A 19,035-nucleotide genomic window follows, 5' to 3' on the forward strand; every position below is an offset into this window, starting at 1 on the left:
GATTGGCTTAACAGCGCCATTCAGCTTCCATTTTTTAGTCTTATTTTTTGATTTCCTAAAGCTTATTTTTGCATAAAAATTTTGTAAATGGTTATTTATACATTTCTTGTCGTTTTATATGTCGTTATCGTTATAAACGTTATTGACTCTCATTCTTTTATTCTGTAACCATTGTGACCATGACTGGCTCCATCCCTGTTTCGTCTGGTCCTGTACATACTGATAAAATAAGGACACCATTTCGTGTTTTTCATGATAATACATTCCTTTCCAATCGCCTCGTTTGGGACGGGATACGTCATGTGGCGTGTAGTTACCGCCGATTTCATACTGGCGATAGACGATATCCCGGTAGGACACGTCGGGATTCTTTATCATATCGTACATGACCATATAAGCCGTCGTCCGGCCGGCTCCGGCTTCGCAATGGAAATGGAGCCAGGCATCGTCTGGCAAAGTGCGGACGAAAACTAGGAAGGCGTCGATTTCGCCCGGCGTCGGCCAGAGATGGTCCGTGCTGGCCAGGCGGACGTAGTGGACGCCCTTGCTTTCTGCCAGTTCCCGTTCCGTCTGGACGCGTCGTACGGTCATAATCTGAGGATGAACGGGCAAATCGCCTTTCCCCTGGTCGTAGACGATGACGTCCTTTCCCAAAACGGCCTGCAAGCGCTGCTGTTCATCAGCCAAGGCGGCCGTCGGAGATTTGCCGATATTGCCCCAATCGTGGCGGCCATACCAGCTAACTGCCGTACCATCGAAGAAGCCATGCGACTCCTGCCGCAAGTCGACATCGTAAATAGGGCCTTTCGTCTTTTTCCGCAACGCCTGGACCAGGGCGTCGAACTGGCGGGCCGAAAACTGGCCAGACCCAGAAATACGTAAATCATCCAGGCCTTTCCGCGATGGAACATAAGACGAATCGACTTCCGATGCATATTTATGTTCTACCTTATGAAAAGGTGACTGACACGTGCGGAAATTCCGAGGCAAGCCCCCATTATTTTCCGCATCGACACGCCAGAAATGCCCTTCATACGCTGCCGGCGCCAAAGCCGGCAAAGGCGTGCGTCCACCTTGAGAAAAAGCGATATTATCGCCATTTCCCTGACCTTGAACAGCCATTCCCATAGCCGAAAAAACGGCCAAGATGACTGCAATTTTTTTATACCCAATCATAAAATTACCTCCTGTAGTAATTATTTATTTTCATGCATTATGTGTGTTTAGTAAAACGTGTTAGGGAATATATATAAGGGGCCTGACGGCCCCGCTGGCCGTGTATTTTTTTTGCGGCCTGCACTCATTCCCATCGCCTGTATGCGATTCCGTGGGGCTCGCACGTGGCGAGCCCGCCGTGAATCCTGGGAAGAGCAAAAAGAAAACCTCTCCCTATTGGGAGAGGCCTTCTTTCAAGGCCTCGATTTCTTCGGCCAGTCGTTTTTCTTCTTCCTCGTTGCGTTCGATGGTGATAGTGAAGGCCATGCCTTCATCGGCGCCGTCTGGCAAGAGTTCCAGTGGGAACTGGAGTTCGTGTTCATCGTCGTTGAGGATGATGTACGCCGTCTGTTCGGTTATGCGGTCGATGCTGCCGACGAGTTCTTTTTTCATATCAATGCTCCTTTTCAATGCTGTATGACGAGCCGTCGGTGGTAATGGTGATGACGCCGTTGCGGTCGGTACGATAGACTTCGACGTTGTATTTCTGCAAGGTCTTCAGCGTCGGTTCGTGCGGGAACTTGTACTGGTTGCCGGCGGCGCAGGAAATGGTTGCCGCTTTCGGGGCTATGGCTTTGACGAAGGCGTCGGACGACGAGGTCTTGCTGCCGTGATGGCCGACTTTGAGGACGTCTGCTTTGAGGTCAGCTGGTTTATAGTCCTTGAGGATCTTTTCTTCGACTTCTTTCTGGGCATCGCCAGTAAACATCATGGAGAACTGGCCATAGGTCATCTTGCAGACGATGGAATTGTCATTGGTCAGGCCGCTTTCAGAAACGCTCTGGGTATTTTCTTTAGTGAAAGGCGTGCCCGGCGACAGGACGGTAAAGGTGACGTCATCGCCCAGGGTGAAGGTATCGCCCTTCTTCAAGGTCTTATAGGCAATGTTCTTGGCCTTGATGTTTTTCAGGTAATTGCGGTACATGGCCGTATTGGCACTCTGGCCATTGTCATAGATCTGCTTGATTTTGAAGTCCTTGAACAGTTCCGCCATGCCGCCCAGGTGGTCGCCGTGAGGATGGGTGATGACGATGATGTCGATGTCCTTGACCTTGCGTTCTTTGAGCTGTTTGACCAAATCGGCCCGGCTGTCGACTTCGCCTGTATCGATGAGCATATTCTTGCCTTTATACTGGATGAGCGTCGCATCGGCCTGACCGACGTTGAGGACGGATATGCGCAGGTCCTTGTCAGAGGCACTCAGGGACTGGACGGCCTTGGCCCCGCCAGACGAGCTGGACGACGCGCTGTTGCCACAGCCGGCCAGGACGAGCATGAAGCTCATGACCAGGGCCAGGGCGGCGGTAAAGAGTTTTCTTTTTTTCAATTTATTTTCCTCCAATCAAGGGCTGCTGCAAAATGGGCAGGGCCAAATCTTCTTCTAAAGAAGCCAGGACGCCGGGAAGGGCATCGGCTGTTTCCATGGGCGTAAAGCCATAGGGGCCGCGGGCTTTGCGGCAGGCATCGCCGGCTGATCCGTGGAGATAGACGCCGGCACAGGCGGCACTGCACAAATCACTCATGCCCTGATGGGCCGTCATGGCGGCGATCATGCCGGTCAGGACGTCCCCCATGCCGCCGCAGGCCATACCGGGATTGCCCGTGGAGTTGATGTAGACGTTCCCCGTCCGGGCCGAAACGATGAGCGTCGGCGCCCCTTTGAGGACGAGGTTGACTTTCCATTTCGAGGCAAAATGACGGGCTGCCGCGATGGGGTCCGCTTTGATTTCCGTCATGGACAGGCCGCTGAGGCGAGAAAATTCGGCCAAGTGCGGCGTCATGATAATCCGGCTGCCCCGCGAAGCGATGAGGGCCTTTTCTCCGGCCAGCAGGTTGAGGGCATCGGCATCGAGGACGACAGGGCAATCCACAGCGGCCAGGACTTTCAGGAGAAATTCTTTCGTCCCGGCGTCGCGGCCCATGCCGGGGCCCATGGCCAGGACGGACCAGGTCTTGCTTTCATCAATGATTTCATCGGCATCAGCAGCGGTGAAGTGGTCGCCAGTACCGACGCCGCGGACCATGATTTCCGGCTGGGCGCCGATGCAGTACGGCGCCGTCGCACCGGGCACGCGGAGGAAGACCTTGCCGGCCCCGCTGCGGACGGCTCCATGAGCGGCCATGAGGGCGGCTCCGGCCATTTGGCTGCTGCCGGTGACGATAGCGATGGTACCGTGAGTTCCTTTATGGCTGTCCGGGCTGCGGGGCACGACGATTTCAGCGATATCCGATTCCTGCAGCAAATAAGCCGGGTCTTCTTCGAGCTGCATGAGCAGCGGACCAGGCATGCCGATGGGGTCGACTTCAACGTGGCCGGCACAAGCCCGGCCGGGATAGAGGACCAGGCCCCGTTTGAGGGCACCAAAGGTGACGGTCATATCGGCAAAGAGCGGACCGTCTTCATCGTCGTCACCGTTGCTGACAGCCCCCGTATCGGAGTTGACGCCAGTCGGCATATCGACGGCGATGACCGTGACGGCACCGGCGGCGGCAGCGGCGTTGACTTCCGCTACGATAGAGGTAATGGGCTGGCGCAGGCTGCCGTGGAAGCCCGTCCCCAACATGGCGTCGATGACGACAGAAGAGGCGAGGAGCCGTTCTTGCAGGACCTGCCAGTCAGCTTCCGACTGCGGCGCCGGCAAGAGCAGGCACGTTTCATCGTCGGCCAGCTGCTGCAGCGTATGCAAGTGCTGACGCGCTTCATCGCTATAGTCGGCTTCTTCCCCGAGGACATAGACATAGGCCCTGGCCCCGGCGGCTAAGATATGGCGGGCAATGACGAAGCCGTCGCCGCCGTTATTGCCTTTGCCGCAAAAGAGGACGACATCCTTGCCATCCCAGCCTTCCAGCCAGGCACCGGCCCGTTCGGCAACGGCATGGCCGGCATTTTCCATGAGGACAGCCGGCGCAATGGCATATATGCCATGCATAGCTATCCGATCCATATTCCGCATCTGAGCGGCAGTAGTAACTTTTTGCATAGTAATTCTCTCCTATTTTTATTGAAAAGGGCGCGTGTAATGGGGCCTGACGGCCCCGCCATCTCAGGCCGCCATGGACTCAAATGCCGTGCCGCTGCGCGGCGTCAAACTCAAAGGGACGACATCGCCTCGGGAAACCATTGGCTCGTAAAATTGCCCCATCCGGGGCCACCGTAGGGGCCGGCCTGTAAAGGCGGCCCGCTACGCGCTGAGGGCTTCCCGAAGCGTCGTTCTCAGTTTGAGTCTGTCGCGGCAACGCCGCATCTGAGTCCGAGGAAAGGCCGTGGCTCGTGGTTCTTGGTTCGTAAAATCCCGCCATTAGACAAGAATGGGCTGTGGTTAAACCTCACAGCGGCACTATCTGACAGCCAATCAACCTCTCAGTCAGCTTTGCTGACAGCTCCCCTATTAGGGGAGCCATGGCGGACTGCCATCTGCGGCCTGCGGACTGCGTTTTTTTACCCTAACACGGTGAAGGCGATGGCGTAATCGCCGTCGTGGGCGATGGACAGGGACGGCAGCTGGCCATCCTGGCCCACGGCCTGGGCGTAATAGCCATGGAGCTGATAATACGGGGCTCCCAACGAGTCATGGCAGACTTCGACGTCCGTCCATTTTCCCTGGCGGAAACCGGTCCCCAAGGCCTTGAACAAAGCCTCTTTGGCAGCAAAGATGCCGGCCAGCGATTCGGCCCGCCAGGTACCATCGTTCCGCTGGCAATAAGCCAGTTCCTGTTCCGTAAAAAAGCGGCCCAAGGAACGGCCGTGACGGGCGGCCATGTCCGCTATACGGCTGATTTGTACGATATCGGTTCCGCAATGCATCGCGTTTCCCCTCCTTTTTGGGCCTGACGGCCCCTACGCATGCCTCTCAACCTCTCAGTCAGCTTTGCTGACAGCTCCCCTATCAGGGGAGCCATTGCGGACTGCCATCTGCGGCCTGCGAACCGCGTTTCCCCTCCTTCACCACAAAAAGGAGGCTGCCGCATTGGCGACAACCCCCTCTGTATTTCACTACCACTTCTGCATTCGGATACAAACGCCCAATCCTTCCAGGATGACCCGGAAAGTCATAAAGGATACGGTCATATCGTCATGAAGGCCGTGGGCTACTTTATAGGAAATGGTGACGGTCTGATGTTGATAGTCGTAACGGAAGCCGTGCAGATTGGTCTCAAAGGTGTATTTGGGAGCCGGAATGGCAAACTGCGGCGGCTTTTCTACTTCCAGGCCATGGGTCAGGCGTTCGAGGATGACCCGTTTGGGCAGTTCAGACTGCAACATCTCTTCTGTAAAGCTATCCAATACAGACATGTATCCCCCTCAGTCTTCGTCGAAGAAGTGCGCGTGGATAGCTTTGACGGCTTTGTCGATGACATCTTCTGCAATCAGGCAGGTGATGCTGATTTCCGAAGTGGAAATGATTTCGATATTGATGCCGTTATCGCCGAGGACACCGAACATGCCGGCAGCGATGCCCGGATGACCGGCCATGCCAGCACCGACGACAGAAACTTTAGCCATCTTATCATCGATGAGGATATCTTCGACAGGCATTTCCTTGCGCAGATTGGCAAAGACAGCTTTGGCCTGTTCCAGGTCCGTACGGGCAATGGTAAAGGTAATATCCGTTACGCCTTCGTTGGCAATGCGGACACTCTGGACGATCATGTCGACGTCGACGTGTTTTTCTGCCAATTCAGCGAAAACGCGATAAGCGAAGCCCGGTTTATTGGGAATCCCTAAAACGGTGATTTTTGCAACATTTTTATCCGAAGCGACGCCGCGGATGAGATACTGTTTGACTTCCATAGAGCAATCCTCCTGTATCATAGTTCCTTCATCTTCAGAAAAAGTCGAGCGTACATGGATGGGGACGCCGAAGCGGCTGCCCATTTCGACGGCACGGGGCTGCATGACACCGGCGCCGAGTTTCGCCATTTCCAGCATTTCGCCGTATGTAATCTGTTCGATTTTCCTTGCATTGGGAACGACACGGGGATCGGACGTGTATACGCCGTCAACGTCGGTATAGATTTCACAAACATCAGCATGGATGGCACCGGCAATGGCAACGGCTGTCGTATCGGAACCGCCGCGGCCCAGCGTCGTGATATCGCCATGGCCCGTAATGCCCTGGAAACCAGCGACGACGACGATATTGCCCTGATCCAGCGCTTTCATGATGCGGCCCGGTTTCAATGCCAGGATACGGCCTTTGTTAAAGGAATCGCTGGTCTTGATGCCGGCCTGAGCACCGGTAAAGGAAATAGCCTTCTGGCCGGCTTCCTGGAAAGCCATAGCCATGAGGGCGATGGAGACCTGTTCGCCCGTCGTCAGGAGCATATCCATTTCACGGCCGTAAGTCTTAGAGGTAATCTGCTTTGCTAATGTCACTAAATCGTCGGTAGTATCCCCCATTGCCGAAACAACGATGACGATTTTGTCTTCAGGCTTTTTGCCTTTTAAGACTCGTTGTACAATAGCCCGCATTTTGTCCGGTGTCGCAACGGAGCTGCCGCCGAACTTCTTAACGATTAATGCCAACTTAAATCCCTCGCTTTTGTTTGTTTAAGTATTCATTATCATGGTAATTCATTATTATGGTTTATTACCATCTGAAACCACTTATTGAAATGATATCATGGACAAGGGGAAATGTAAAGGGCTTGTAGGGCCTAAAGGCCCGCAGGCCGCAGTTCGCCGGTCGCAGGCCGCCGTCCGTTCATCGTAGGTCGTTCTTCGTTCATCGTGATGAAATGGCCGTTTTCAAACATAAAAAAAGGACTGTCCACGATGGCCTATGCCTTCGTGTAACAGTCCTTTTAGATTCACAAGGTGATGAGTAATCAGTAAGCCGAGTTTTGTTCTGCTTGCGCAGCAGCAATCATCTATCTAGACATACCGTTGCCAGCATGTTCAAGCGACACAACCCGGAAGATCAGCGGGCCGCTTCATCCCTCCCCTATTCGGTCTTGCTCCAGATGGGGTTTACCTAGCCGATGCATTACTGCACCGCTGGTGCGCTCTTACCGCACCGTTCCACCCTTACCACTTGCGTGGCGGTACACATTTCTGTGGCACTATCCCTAAAGTCACCTTCGCCGGCCGTTAGCCGGCATCTTGCCCTACGGAGCTCGGACTTTCCTCTAATGCAAAAGCACTAGCGATTGCTTTTCATACTCATCATTCGTATAGGATACCATATTTGATGATGAGAGTCAAGGGCCTGACGGGCCCGCAGGCCGATTCCGTTCATCGAATCAGGGGCCTGATGGCCCCGCAGGTCGCAGGCCGCCATGGACTCAGATGCCGCTGCGCGGCGACAAGCTCAAATTGACGACATCGCCTCGGGAACCCCTCGGCTCATGGAAAAAGCCGTGGCTCGTGGTTCGTGGCTCGTGGTTCGTGGCTCGTAAACCCCCGCCATTGGACAAGAATGGGCTGTGGTTGAACCTCACAGCGGCACTATCTGACAGGAAATCAACCTCTCAGTCAGCTTCGCTGACAGCTCCCCTATCAGGGGAGCCATTGCGGACGGCGGTCTGCGAACTGCGACCGGCGCTATAAGCTCTATTCGCTTATAGCTAACGCAAGGTCCGGCGGATTTTTTCTACGGCGCCTTTGATGTCTTTTTGGCCTACGATGGCGGAAATCATGGCAAAGGAACGGAAGCCTTCGTCGTAGAGGCTGCGGATGTTGGCCAGGCTGATGCCGCCGATGGTGACGACGGGCAGGTCGAATTTAAGGGCATATTCCTTGGCTTCAGGCGTTACGACTTCGTCGGCGTCTTTCTTGGACTGTGTCGGGAACATGGGACCGAAGCCGACGTAATCGGCACCGTCAGCCAGGGCCTGTTTCATTTCATCGACGGTATTGGTCGATACACCGATGAAGACGTCCGGGCCGGCGAGCTGACGGACGATCTGGGCCGGTGCATCATCCTGGCCGACGTGGATGCCGTCGGCGCCGCAGGCGATGGCCAGGTCTGTCGAGTCGTTCATGATAAAGGTCACGTCGTGGTCGTGGCAGAGCTGGGCAATGGCTTTGGCTTCTTCGTACTTGGCGCGCCATTTCTTATGTTTTTCGCGGTACTGGATAATCGTGACGCCAGCCGCGATCAATTCCTTGGCGACGTCCATATTGCTACGGCCCAGGCAGAGTTCCTCGTTGCCCATAATGGCATATACCGGGTCTTCTAATAAATGTCTTACATGTTCTTCTTTAGTCATGATACGTTTCCTTTCTATGGGAATTAATGGGGCCTGACGGCCCCGCAGTTCGCTGGTCGCCTTGGAAGGCCGTGGCTCGTGGTTCGTGGCTCGTGGCTCGTAAAAACCCGCCATTGGACAAGAATGGGCTGTGGTTGAATTTCACAGCGGCACTATCTGACAGGAAATCAACCTCTCAGTCAGCTTCGCTGACAGCTCCCCTATCAGGGGAGCCATTGCGGCCTGCGACCTGCGAACGGCGCGCCATAAGGCGCTTTACATATAATGCAGCATGTCCTTACTGGTCGGGTCGGTTTCGCAGGTGATGTGCCATTGCTGTTCTTCGGCAGCTTGTTCCAGGCGTCGGCAGAGGTCGGCGACGACAGGCGATTCGGTGCCGAAGTGGCCGCCGTCGGCGACGACGATGCCCTGTCGGATGGCTTCCTGGGCGTCGTGGTATTTGACATCACCTGTGAGGTAAAGCTGGGCACCGGCGTCTCTCGCCAGTTTGATGAAGCCAGCTCCGCCACCTCCGAGAAGGGCGACGCGGCGGACGATGACGTCCGTATCGCCGGCATAGGACAAGGCATCGCGATGAAGGAGGCCTTTGATTTTCTTCAAGACGTCCATAGCCGGTTCCGGTGTCGGCCAGGTCCCGACGCGGCCCATCATGAAGGGATGACCGGCATTTTTCAGCGGATACAGGTCATACGCCGGTTCTTCATAGGGATGAGCGGCCAGCATGGCCTGTACGGTCTGACGGAGCTTGCTTTCGGGGACTATGGTTTCGACCCGTTCTTCTGCCGTTTTTTCGACTTGCCCGATTTCACCGATAAAGGGATGCGTCCCTTCATGGGCTTTGAAACGGCCTTCGCCTTTGGCCGTAAAGGAACAGTCGCTGTAGTTGCCGATATAGCCGGCACCGGCGTCGGCCAAGGCCTGGCGGACGGCGTCACCATGGCTTTCCGGGACGTAGACGGCGATTTTATAGAGTTTATCTTCGGCGACGGGGACGAGGCCCTTCAAATCCGTCAAGCCCAGGAGGCGGGCCAGGACGTCGTTGACGCCGCCGTCGGCACTATCCAGGTTGGTATGGGCGCTGTAGACGGAAATGTGGTGGGCCAGGAGTTTTTGGTACATGCGGCCGCTGTATGTGTCGGTCCGCAGGGATTTCAAGCCATCGAAAATGACCGGGTGATGGCTGACGATCATCTGGATGCCGTGTTCGATGGCATAATCGACGGTCCCCATCATGACGTCCAGGGTGACCATGAGTTTATCGACCGGTTCGTCAGGGCTGCCGATGAGCAGGCCCGGATTATCCCACGATTCTTTGAGCGACAACGGCGCCCAAGCTTTCAATACTTTGACGATTTCACCTACTGTAGTTGCCATTTCAATTCCCTCCAGAAGCGCAATTCGCTTTCTATTTTTTCCATCCGTTCGTGCACATCTTTGCGGCTCTTCTTCAGCCTTCCAAGATGTGCCCTTTTGTTTCCATGAGAATGTCTATCTTGCGGCTGAGCAGCGGGTCGCGGCGCTGCCAGTTCACGGGGCCGATGTCATAGATCCAGTCCGGCAGGGCCCCGGCCTGTCCCGGCACGGCCCGCATCAGTTCGTAAAGGCGGCCGTCGTCGATGACCAGCCGTTCGTCTTCGATGTGCCAGCCATGCTCATACAGGTAGCGGCGCAAGGCACCGGCATCGCTCTGGGGCTGCAAGACGACAAATTTCAAAGACTGCCAGACCGCATAGGAAGTCTGGAGTATCCGCACCATCAGCGGGCCGCCCATGCCACAGATGACAGCGCCATCGACTTCCCCTGCTTTGACGCAGGTCAGGCCGTCACCCAGGCGGCAGTCGATGCGGTCGGTCAAGCCGGCACCGCGGACGTGGGCCACGGCCGCTGCCAGCGGTCCCGGGACGATATCGGCGGCAATGGCCGACGGACAGTGGCCGCTCTCACAGACGGAGACCGGGATATAGGCGTGGTCGGTCCCGATGTCGGCAATGACGGCCCCCTGTGGAATGAGGGATACAGCCGCAGCCAGGCGGTCCGTTAATTTCATGATATAAACACTTCCTTTATAAACAGAATCTAATTGCACTCCCTATTATAACAGACGGGACGAGAATTGAAAGGGGCTAGTGGTTCGTAGCTAGGGGTTAGGGGTTAGCGGTTAGGGGTTAGCGGTTAGAGTCGTAGGTCGTTCATCGTTCGTCGAAAAAAGGGGCTGTCGCATGTGCGACAGCCCCTTTTTAAGTTTTAAGTTTGCAGTTTGTAGTTTGTAGTGAAGGCTTTTAAATTTAAAGCAATTTTCTACAAACTACAAACTCAATACTGCAAACTATAACGAAGATCAACCTCTCAGTCAGCTTCGCTGACAGCTCTCCTATAAGGAGAGCCATGAACCACTAGCCACTATTATTCCCACTCACTTCGTCAAGGCGATGATGGTGGCGACGGCGGCCACGCCGATGGCGATGTTGGCCTTACGGTTGGCTTTGTCGACATCTTTCTGGGTCGATGTCTTATGGTTCTTTTCCCAATCTTTCCGTTCTTTTTCCCAGTTGCGGTCATCATGACGATAGTCGCGGTCATCGTGCTGTTCCCAGCGCTGTGGATAATCTCTGGGGCCTGCGGCCTGGGCCGTCAGGGCGGCGCCGCTGAAGGTCATGAAGGTAACGACCAAAACCAGCATCATGCGTACTATATAGTTGAACTTCTTCATAAGTATCACTCTCCTTATTTAGGTTACTCATAGTATACTCATGAGCCGTTACAATTCAGTCACAAGGCCATTTCAGGAGGGCTACAAATCGGCTTCTTTTTGGTATATGGCCCAAACGCCTTTCTGGGTGCGCCATTTCCAGTTCCCCGGTACTTCCTGGAGGAAGTGGGCTTCATCGCGGTCGCGGACGACGGCCAGGACTTTAGGATGGTTCGGCAGGTCTTCGATAGCCATGAAGGGCATGACGTTCTTGGCATTCCAGCTGATACCGCCAGGCAGTTTATTGGCAATGTCATCAGCCTGTTCCAGCGATAAGCCGGATGATTGGAATAATAGGTCAGGGATACGGGGTAGCGGCCGCCATAGGTGACGACGGCCGTTTCATTATCGGCCAGGCCGCTGACGACCTGGGCGGCATCATAAGCCGAAGCCTGCTGGCACTGAGGCACGATGACCGTACACGTAGCGGCTACGTAAATGGCCAGGACGATGCCGGCCATGTTGAGGACCAGGCGGTCATATTTCTTCAAATACGACGCAAAGCCGATGGCCAGGGGAATCATATACGGGAAGGTATAGGTCATGTATTTCGTCGCCATGAGCTGATAGGTCACGAAAATCGTAGCCGCCCAGACGATGAGGAACTGGGTCTTCATGGACAAGGCAGGCAGGCGCAGTCGTTTTTCCCGCCAGGCCGCCGCGATTTTCCGGGTCAGGCCATAGTCGCGCCAGGCCAGGGGCAGAGTGAAGACCCAGGGGATGAAGCCGGCCAGGAAGATGGCGCTGTAATAATACCAGACATTGAACTGAGGATGTTCGGAAACGGTAGCCCGCAGGACGTTATGGACGCCGATGAACTGACTGACGAAGTCGCTGCCATGCATGGCGTACATCGGACCATACCAGATGAGGGTGATGGCCAGGAACAGGATCAGGCCGGAAAAGAGCTTGATGTGCAGCAGGGCCTTGAGATCCCGGCGCCATACGAGGAAAAGCAGGATGATCAGCCCGGGCTGGAAGAAGCCGATAGGCCCTTTGGTCAGGACGGCCAGGCCGGCAAAGGCGTAGGCCAGGTAATACCAGCGCGGCTTGCCTTCGCTGTAGGCGATGTAAAAGGCCATGAGGCAGGCCGAATAAAAGACGAAGAGGGTCATATCCGTAATGATGGCCTTGGAGAGGTAAAAATATTCTACCGTCGTCAGCAAGATGAGGCCGGTCAGGAATCCCGTCTTCTTATCGTAGAGGCGGGCCGTGAAGCCATAGGCCAGGAGGATGCCGGCCATACCGAATAGGGCCGGGAAAAAGCGGGCCGAGAAATTACTGATGCCGAAGAGCTTGAAGGCGGCAATGAGTTCCCAATAGAAGAAAATCGGTTTATCGTACCAGTAATCGCCGAAGATGCGCGGTGAGAAGTAGTCGCCAGAAGCGAGCATTTCCTTAGCCGTCAGAACATAGTTCGATTCGACAGGGTCCGTGACGACCAGCAGGTGGTTGGCCACAAAACAGAGGATGGCTGCCAGGACCAGGAGGATGGCAGCCGGCGAAGCCATGATTTTCTGCCACAGGCGCTGCCATACCGACAGGGCCACGTCTTCCTGTTTTGCACGAAATTCATACATAATAAAAACTCCCCTTCCTATTCGTTACCGTTTTGATGGTATCAGTATAGGAAGGGAAGTTAAATAAAAGATAAACAGAGCGATAACAAAACGAGAAAGGACCGTAAAAAATTCCGTCAGGCTAACCCCGGAAGCGGTAGCCGGCGCCCCAGACCGTTTCGATGTAGCGGGGGTTGGCCGTATCCTCTTCGATTTTTTCGCGGATGCGGTTGACGTGGACCGACACGGTCGCCGTTTCCCCCAGGGCTTCGCTGCCCCAGACGCGGTCGAAGAGGGTCTCCTTGCTGAAGACGATGCCCGGATTCTTGGCAAAGAACAAGAGGAGCTCGAATTCCTTATTGGGCAGGGTCACTTCTTTCCCCTTGACGAAGACGCGGTGGCCGCTCTCATCGATTTCCAAGTCGCCGTAGTGCAGGACGTCGCGATGGACTTCGCGGGACGTGAGCTGTTCATACCGGGCCAGGTGACCTTTGACGCGGGCTACGAGCTCATTGGGACTGAAGGGCTTGACGATGTAGTCATCGGCGCCCAGGCCGAGGCCGCGGATCTTGTCGATGTCTTCCTGCCGGGCCGATACCATGAGGATCGGGATGTCCTTGGTTTCGCGGATAGTCCGGCAAATCTGGAAGCCATCGCGGCCGGGCAGCATGATGTCCAGCAGGATGAGGTCATAGGCGTCTTCCAGGGCTTTCTTTTCCCCTGTCTTGCCATCGACCGCGATGTCGGCACTGAAGCCATTGGCTTCCAAGTAGTCCCTTTCCAATTCGGCAATGCCCTGGTCGTCTTCAATAATCAAGATACGTTTCATGTATGTGATTCCCCTTTCGGTAACGAAATGCAAATGGTCAATCCCTTAGGCACTGTCGCCTGGGCCCAGATTTTTCCCTTCATGGCATGGACAATCTGCTGGACCACGGCCAGGCCCAAGCCGCTTCCCTTGGCCACATTGGTCCGGGCCTTGTCGGTGCGGTAGAAACTTTCAAAGAGCTTCGGCAGTTCCTTCTCTTCGACGCCGCAGCCGTCATCGGCAAAAGAAAGGAGGTATGCCCCTTCCCCGCCATCGGTCAGGATAATGGCCAGATGGCCGACGGCCTGGTCTTTATATTTCAAGCTGTTGCCCAGGATATTTTCAATGACCCGCTGGAACTGCTGACGGTCCATAGAAATGACGGCCTTGTCCAGGGAGGACTGGAAGGTCACGTCCAGCCCTTGCTGGTGGAAATGGTCCGTCTGTTCGCCAATATAATCCTTTAAATAGGCCGCCACGTCGACGTCTTCCCAATGGAAGGGCACCTGGCCCAGGTCGAGCTTGGAAAAGAGGAAGAGCGTCCGGACCAGGCCGGCCATGTGGCGCGACGTATCGACGATCATGCCCAGGTAGTGCCGTTCTTTTTCCGGCGTATTGGCGATGCCGTCGAGGATGCCGCTGGCATAGCCTTCGATTTTCGTCAAAGGCGTCGACAAATCATGGGAAATGCCGGCCAGGAGTTCCTTGCGGTTCTTGTCGTATTTTTCCCGCGTATCCCGGGCAGCCCGCAGCTGGAGGCGCATCTTTTCAAAAGCCTGGCAGGTATCGCCGATTTCGTCACGCGACAAAATCGGGACGGGATGGTCCAAATCGCCCTGGCTGATGGCATCGGCCATATTGCGCAGCCTTTCGACGGGACCGACGATCTGGCCGGCCATCCAGCGCGACAGTTTCAGGCCGACGAGGATGGTCAGCAAGATAGTCAGAATAGCCAGGACGTAAAAGGCGACCTTCAAGATGTCCTTCGATGACAAGTCGATGTACTCGTTTTCGGAATAACTCGGCACGGCACCGGCGACGGCCAAATGGATGTCCGTATGAGGCGAGACGTAGTAAAAGCGCAGCCCTTCGCCAGTCCAGGTAAAGTCGGCATGGCCCTGACGATGACCGGCCATGACTTGCTGGCGCAGGTACACCTTGTCGATGCCATCCGTATCGTAGAGGTCTTCCTTATCGCGCCAAATGGATACATTGAGGCCCTGGTCCTCCAAATGATCGGCGGCCTGGAGGAGACGGTCCATGTTGCCATTATACTGATCGGCCCGGACACGGAGGCGGCTCAGCTCGAACTGGATGGACATGTTCTGACCGCTCTCAGGCCAGATAAAGGAAATGATACTGGCCCGGTTGATGTTGCCGAATTGCAGGGCCAAAAAGATGGCGATGCTGACGACGACCGTAAACAGGACGGGAATGAAAATCATGATAAAGTTGGAAAAAAGGAGGCGCTTGCGCAGCCGCCAGTCCCGGAGTTGCATAGTCCTCACCTGGTTTCTCTAAATTTTCTTCTAGTATACATATATACATACTAAGGTTAAACAAAAATATAACAAAAAGCAAATTTTCTGGTGAATCTTTTGCCCTCTTTAAAAAAGTCTGTTATAATAGGGTACAAATCTAGTATAGTTTTCGATTAAATAAGGGGTGTTTATGAAATGACTCAAATCACAAAAGAAACAAAGGAAGAAATCAGCCGCCGCTTCCCGCAGTTCGTCGAAGCGACGCAGGCTTTTTACGCTAAGGAACTGCCGCCGGCCAAATATAAGGGGACGTCGGGCAAGTTCGGCTGCTATGGCGAACGGGGGGCCCATAGCACCATGCTGCGCCTGCGCTTTTCCGGCGGTGCCATCGAACCGGCACACATCGCTTTCCTGAAGGACGTCCTCGACCGCTACGACATCGACCTCGTCCACTTCACGACAGGTGAGGCCCTGCAGCTCCATCATTTGGGCGAAAAAGAAGTCCTCGCCCTCTATCAGGAATGTTTCGACCACGGCGTCTACTGCGTCGGCGCCGGCAGCGACAATCCGCGTAACATCACGGCCAGCCCGCTCCATGGCGTCGCTCCGGGCGAATACTTCGACATGACGCCGTACATCAAGGCAGCAGCCAACTTCGTCATCAACTGCATTCCCAAATTCAACTTGCCGCGTAAATATAAAATCAGCTTCTCCAGCGGCCTGGACAACGAAGGCCATGCGACCTTCAAGGACCTGGGCTTCGTGGCCCGGCCGGACCACAAATTCGACGTCTATGCCGGCGGCGGCTTCGGACTCAACGGCTCGCGCTTCGGCATCCTCATCGACGAAGGCGTCGATCCGCAGGATATTTCCTATTACATCCTGGGCTATGGCCGGGACGTCTACATGAAATACGGCGACTATGAACACCGCGGCCAGAACCGTTCGCGTTTCATCCTCACCAAGCTCGGCGACGATGCCTTCCGCCAGGCCGTCCGCGATGCCGTCGCCAAAGCCAAGGCCGAAGGCGATTACCGCCTGACCATCGAAGAAGAAACGCCGTTAGCTAAGAGCGGCGCCGATGACAGCGTCCTCGAAGACGGCCGCATTGGCAAACAGAAACAGGCCGGCCTCTATTACGTCGAATACAAGCCTTTAGGCGGCACGCCGAAACTCTCCGTCTTCCACGACCTGCTCAAGGCCCTCCAGACCATGGAAGGCGCAGAAATCCGCCTCAATGCCGACGAAACGGCTTACATCATCAACCTCACGGCAGACGAAGCCCGTAAAGTCGCTGCCCTCACGGCGGACGACACGGCGACGACGGCCTTTGAACATTCCGTCAGCTGCATCGGCGCTACGGTCTGCCAGCAGGGCCTGCGCGATTCTCACGGCACCTTCGTCAAACTGGCCCAGCTCTTCAAAGACCGCGGCATCGACAGCCACTTCCTGCCGAAATGCCACTTCTCTGGCTGTCCGTCGAACTGCACGGTCCAGCAGCTGGCTCCTCTGGGCCTGCGCGGCGCCAGCAAAAAAATCGGCGACAAAATGGAACCGGCCTTCAACATCTACGCCGGAGGCAACTACGCCATCGGTAAAGGCGTCATGGGCGAACAAATCGGGGTCATCACCATCGAGCACCTGCCCGACTTCTTCCTGGCCCTCAACCAGACCCTTTTCGATGCCAACCAGTCCTACAACGAATGGTATCCCCAGCATAAAGAAAGACTCATAGAATTAGTCAATCAGTTTGAATAGAAAAAAAGCGCTGTCCTCGCGGACGGCGCTTTTTCTGTAGAGGCGCCACGCGGGGCGCCCGCTTTGTAATATGTACGTTTTCCCAATCAGCTTGCTAAAAAAATGCTTCATACTCCTAACGAAGTCATATTGTTTTCTTTCTCTGTATTCATAGACTGTCCCCTTCCCTTTTTAACAGCCGTTGGCCTTCATGGTGTGCATGACCCAGAAATAGGAACCACCTGTAAATAGGCAGGCCAGGACCCAGCAAATAGGGCTGGCACAGCAGATGCCGAAGTAGCCCCACATGGCGGCCAGAACCAGGGCCGATACGCTGCGGCCGCCCAGTTCCAGGATGCTGCTGATGAGGGGCACGCTGGAAATGCCCATGCCCTGCAATGCGTTGCGGTAGACGAAGATCTGGCCCAGGAAGAGATAGAACGGGACGGACATCTTCAGATAGAGGAAAGCCTGTTCCATGAGGACTTCGTCGTGGTCCGTCGTGAAGACGCTGACGAGTTCCCGGCCATAGCTGTACATGGCCACGGCTGCGGCCAGGCAGAATACCAGGGACACGAGGGAGCACTGACGGACGCCCTGGCGGATGCGGCCATACTGGCTGGCGCCGTAGTTCTGTGCCGAATAGACAGCCATGGCGATGCCGAAGGAAATCATGGGCTGCAAGGCCAGCTGTTCGATTTTCGTCGCCGATACGAAGCCGGCAATCGTTTCAGGGCCAAAGGTATTGCAGACCGACTGCAGGACCAGGATGCCCATGGAAATGATAAGGAACTGGACGGCCATGGGCAGGCCCAGGCGCAAATGCTGCCAGGCAAAGGGCCAGTCAAAGTTCCAGTCGGCTCGGGTCAGGCGCAGCATGGGAAAGCGGCGGCGCATGAAACACAGGCAGAGCACGGCCGATACGGCCTGGGCGATGACCAGGGCGATGGCCGAGCCGGAGACGCCCCAGCCAAAGGCGACGATGAACAACAGGGCCAGGGCGATATTCAAGAGAGACGACACGATGAGGAAATAAAGTGGCGTCCGGCTGTCGCCGAGGGCCCGGCAGATGCAGGACAGGAGATTATAGCTCATCATGGCTACCAGGCCGAGGACGACGATGAGCATGTAATGATAGGCGTCGTCGTAGAGGACATCTGAAATGTTCATGAGCCGCATGATGAGCGGCATGGCCAGGCTCACGCAGGCCGTCAGCATCAGGGTGATGACCAGGGCCAGCATGGCAGACGTCGCCACAGACCGGCGCACGCCGTCCATGTCTTCGGCACCGAAGCGCTGACCCGTGATGACGGAAAAACCGGAAGACAAACCGATCGTCAGGCCGAAGACGGCCATGAAGACGGGTGCCACGGCGCCGACAGCGGCCAGGGCATTGACGCCGATAGTGCGGCCGACGATGATGATGTCGGCGATATTATAAAATTGCTGGAAAACATTGCCGATTAAAAGGGGCACCGTAAAAGCCAGGATGAGGCGGATGGGATTGCCCGAAGTCATACTGCGAACCATGGAATCGTCCTTTCTCTAATAACAAGGAGTGAAATAGTTTTATTATAGCATGATAGGGCACAAAAACAAGTTTTAATCATTTTTTAATCAAGGCCCCTGATTTTTTAATGTCCCTTTCATATTTCCAGGGTACAATAGGCGTAACACGCATCTTGTTTTAAACGTTTTGTTTTTTTTTCGGAGGTGTTGCCCATGTATCACAAACCGTTTTTCTCCCTTCCTGCATGGCGGGAACCCTTCTCTACCGTTCCCCGGTGCCAGCTCATCACCTTTTGTACGTATCAAAAGGAAGAAACACTGGGGAAAGTCCTGCGCTATCAGGGACAGCACATCTGGCGGCCGACCGCCTGGGGCATGGCGGCGACGCGGGCCCTCAAGGCCATGCAGCGGAACAACCAGATTGCCATCATCAAAGAGTTCACGGTCATGCCCAATCACATCCACTTGTTCATCTTCTACAAGAAATTCCACCCCCGCCTGCCGGAATGGTTCATCGAAAAGACCAGGGAATTCCTGCTCTATTACATCGAACCGCCCCGCGACTGGCCTGTCCCCATCTGGGAAGAGTCCGTAGATACGCAAATGGTCTATACCGATACGGCCCAATACGCCGTCGCCGAAAGTCTAAAAGAATACGCCCATCATTGGAAATACGACCCGCTGCATAAGCGGTGAGGGGGCAAAAAGAGGCTGCCGCATGCGCGACAGCCTCTTTTTTGTAGGGGCGTCCACGTGGGGCGCCCG

Annotated in this window: 17 protein-coding genes and 1 other RNA gene; 2 read left to right on the forward strand and 16 right to left on the reverse strand. The window is 55.2% G+C overall.

What is annotated here, in order from left to right:
* Positions 1–114: 114 nt before the first annotated feature.
* The 15 genes from NM10_RS07100 to NM10_RS07165 form a co-directional block, all read right to left on the reverse strand.
* Positions 115–1,176 carry a PTP-like phytase gene (locus NM10_RS07100; protein WP_020310909.1) on the reverse strand — a complete coding sequence of 354 codons (1,062 nt, stop codon included), beginning with the start codon at positions 1,174–1,176 and terminating at the stop codon, positions 115–117.
* 213 nt (positions 1,177–1,389) lie between these two features.
* Entirely contained in the window at positions 1,390–1,608 is a 219-nt protein-coding gene (locus tag NM10_RS07105; protein ID WP_020310910.1) for a DUF3006 family protein, read from the reverse strand.
* 1 nt (position 1,609) lies between these two features.
* The gene (locus tag NM10_RS07110) at positions 1,610–2,542 is read right to left on the reverse strand and encodes a ComEC/Rec2 family competence protein (RefSeq protein WP_020310911.1); all 933 of its coding nucleotides are present in this window, start codon (positions 2,540–2,542) and stop codon (positions 1,610–1,612) included.
* A 1-nt stretch (position 2,543) separates the two neighbouring features.
* Positions 2,544–4,196 (reverse strand): bifunctional ADP-dependent NAD(P)H-hydrate dehydratase/NAD(P)H-hydrate epimerase, encoded by a 1,653-nt coding sequence (locus NM10_RS07115; protein ID WP_020310912.1) that lies wholly within the window; start codon positions 4,194–4,196, stop codon positions 2,544–2,546.
* A 458-nt stretch (positions 4,197–4,654) separates the two neighbouring features.
* Complete coding sequence (acpS, locus tag NM10_RS07120; protein ID WP_020310913.1) at positions 4,655–5,020, reverse strand: holo-ACP synthase; 366 nt, start codon at positions 5,018–5,020, stop codon at positions 4,655–4,657.
* Positions 5,021–5,209: 189 nt separating this feature from the next.
* Complete coding sequence (locus tag NM10_RS07125; protein ID WP_020723737.1) at positions 5,210–5,509, reverse strand: hypothetical protein; 300 nt, start codon at positions 5,507–5,509, stop codon at positions 5,210–5,212.
* A 9-nt stretch (positions 5,510–5,518) separates the two neighbouring features.
* The gene (locus NM10_RS07130) at positions 5,519–6,742 is read right to left on the reverse strand and encodes an aspartate kinase (protein WP_020310915.1); all 1,224 of its coding nucleotides are present in this window, start codon (positions 6,740–6,742) and stop codon (positions 5,519–5,521) included.
* A gap of 291 nt (positions 6,743–7,033) precedes the next feature.
* An RNA gene (gene rnpB / locus NM10_RS12990) (RNase P RNA component class A) lies at positions 7,034–7,381 on the reverse strand.
* A gap of 401 nt (positions 7,382–7,782) precedes the next feature.
* Positions 7,783–8,427: a thiamine phosphate synthase gene (gene thiE, locus NM10_RS07135; protein ID WP_020310916.1), complete on the reverse strand. Its 645-nt coding sequence runs from the start codon at positions 8,425–8,427 to the stop codon at positions 7,783–7,785.
* 255 nt (positions 8,428–8,682) lie between these two features.
* Complete coding sequence (locus tag NM10_RS07140) at positions 8,683–9,801, reverse strand: Nif3-like dinuclear metal center hexameric protein (protein WP_020310917.1); 1,119 nt, start codon at positions 9,799–9,801, stop codon at positions 8,683–8,685.
* A 73-nt stretch (positions 9,802–9,874) separates the two neighbouring features.
* Complete coding sequence (locus NM10_RS07145; protein ID WP_020310918.1) at positions 9,875–10,474, reverse strand: tRNA (adenine(22)-N(1))-methyltransferase; 600 nt, start codon at positions 10,472–10,474, stop codon at positions 9,875–9,877.
* A 366-nt stretch (positions 10,475–10,840) separates the two neighbouring features.
* Positions 10,841–11,137, reverse strand: a complete 297-nt coding sequence (locus NM10_RS07150) for a hypothetical protein (protein ID WP_020310919.1) — start codon at positions 11,135–11,137, stop codon at positions 10,841–10,843.
* Between the two features lie 59 nt (positions 11,138–11,196).
* On the reverse strand, positions 11,197–12,756 hold the full coding sequence (locus tag NM10_RS07155; protein WP_020310920.1) for an ArnT family glycosyltransferase: 1,560 nt from the start codon (positions 12,754–12,756) through the stop codon (positions 11,197–11,199).
* 121 nt (positions 12,757–12,877) lie between these two features.
* Entirely contained in the window at positions 12,878–13,564 is a 687-nt protein-coding gene (locus NM10_RS07160; protein ID WP_020310921.1) for a response regulator transcription factor, read from the reverse strand.
* Complete coding sequence (locus tag NM10_RS07165) at positions 13,561–15,042, reverse strand: sensor histidine kinase (protein ID WP_020310922.1); 1,482 nt, start codon at positions 15,040–15,042, stop codon at positions 13,561–13,563. The genes NM10_RS07160 and NM10_RS07165 overlap by 4 nt, the downstream gene beginning before the upstream one ends.
* A 177-nt stretch (positions 15,043–15,219) precedes the next feature.
* Here NM10_RS07165 and NM10_RS07170 point away from each other — a divergent pair, with 177 nt between their 5' ends.
* Entirely contained in the window at positions 15,220–16,782 is a 1,563-nt protein-coding gene (locus tag NM10_RS07170; RefSeq protein ID WP_020310923.1) for a nitrite/sulfite reductase, read from the forward strand.
* A gap of 171 nt (positions 16,783–16,953) precedes the next feature.
* On the opposite strand, the gene NM10_RS07175 is transcribed toward NM10_RS07170, so the two are convergent.
* A complete protein-coding gene (locus NM10_RS07175) occupies positions 16,954–18,291 on the reverse strand; it encodes an MATE family efflux transporter (RefSeq protein WP_036200915.1) in 1,338 nt (445 codons plus the stop codon).
* A gap of 192 nt (positions 18,292–18,483) precedes the next feature.
* On the opposite strand from NM10_RS07175, the gene NM10_RS07180 reads away from it, so the two are divergent.
* The gene (locus tag NM10_RS07180) at positions 18,484–18,966 is read left to right on the forward strand and encodes a hypothetical protein (protein WP_020310925.1); all 483 of its coding nucleotides are present in this window, start codon (positions 18,484–18,486) and stop codon (positions 18,964–18,966) included.
* Positions 18,967–19,035: the final 69 nt, after the last annotated feature.

The organism is Megasphaera sp. NM10 (assembly GCF_000417505.1).
Lineage (GTDB): Bacteria > Bacillota > Negativicutes > Veillonellales > Megasphaeraceae > Megasphaera > Megasphaera intestinihominis.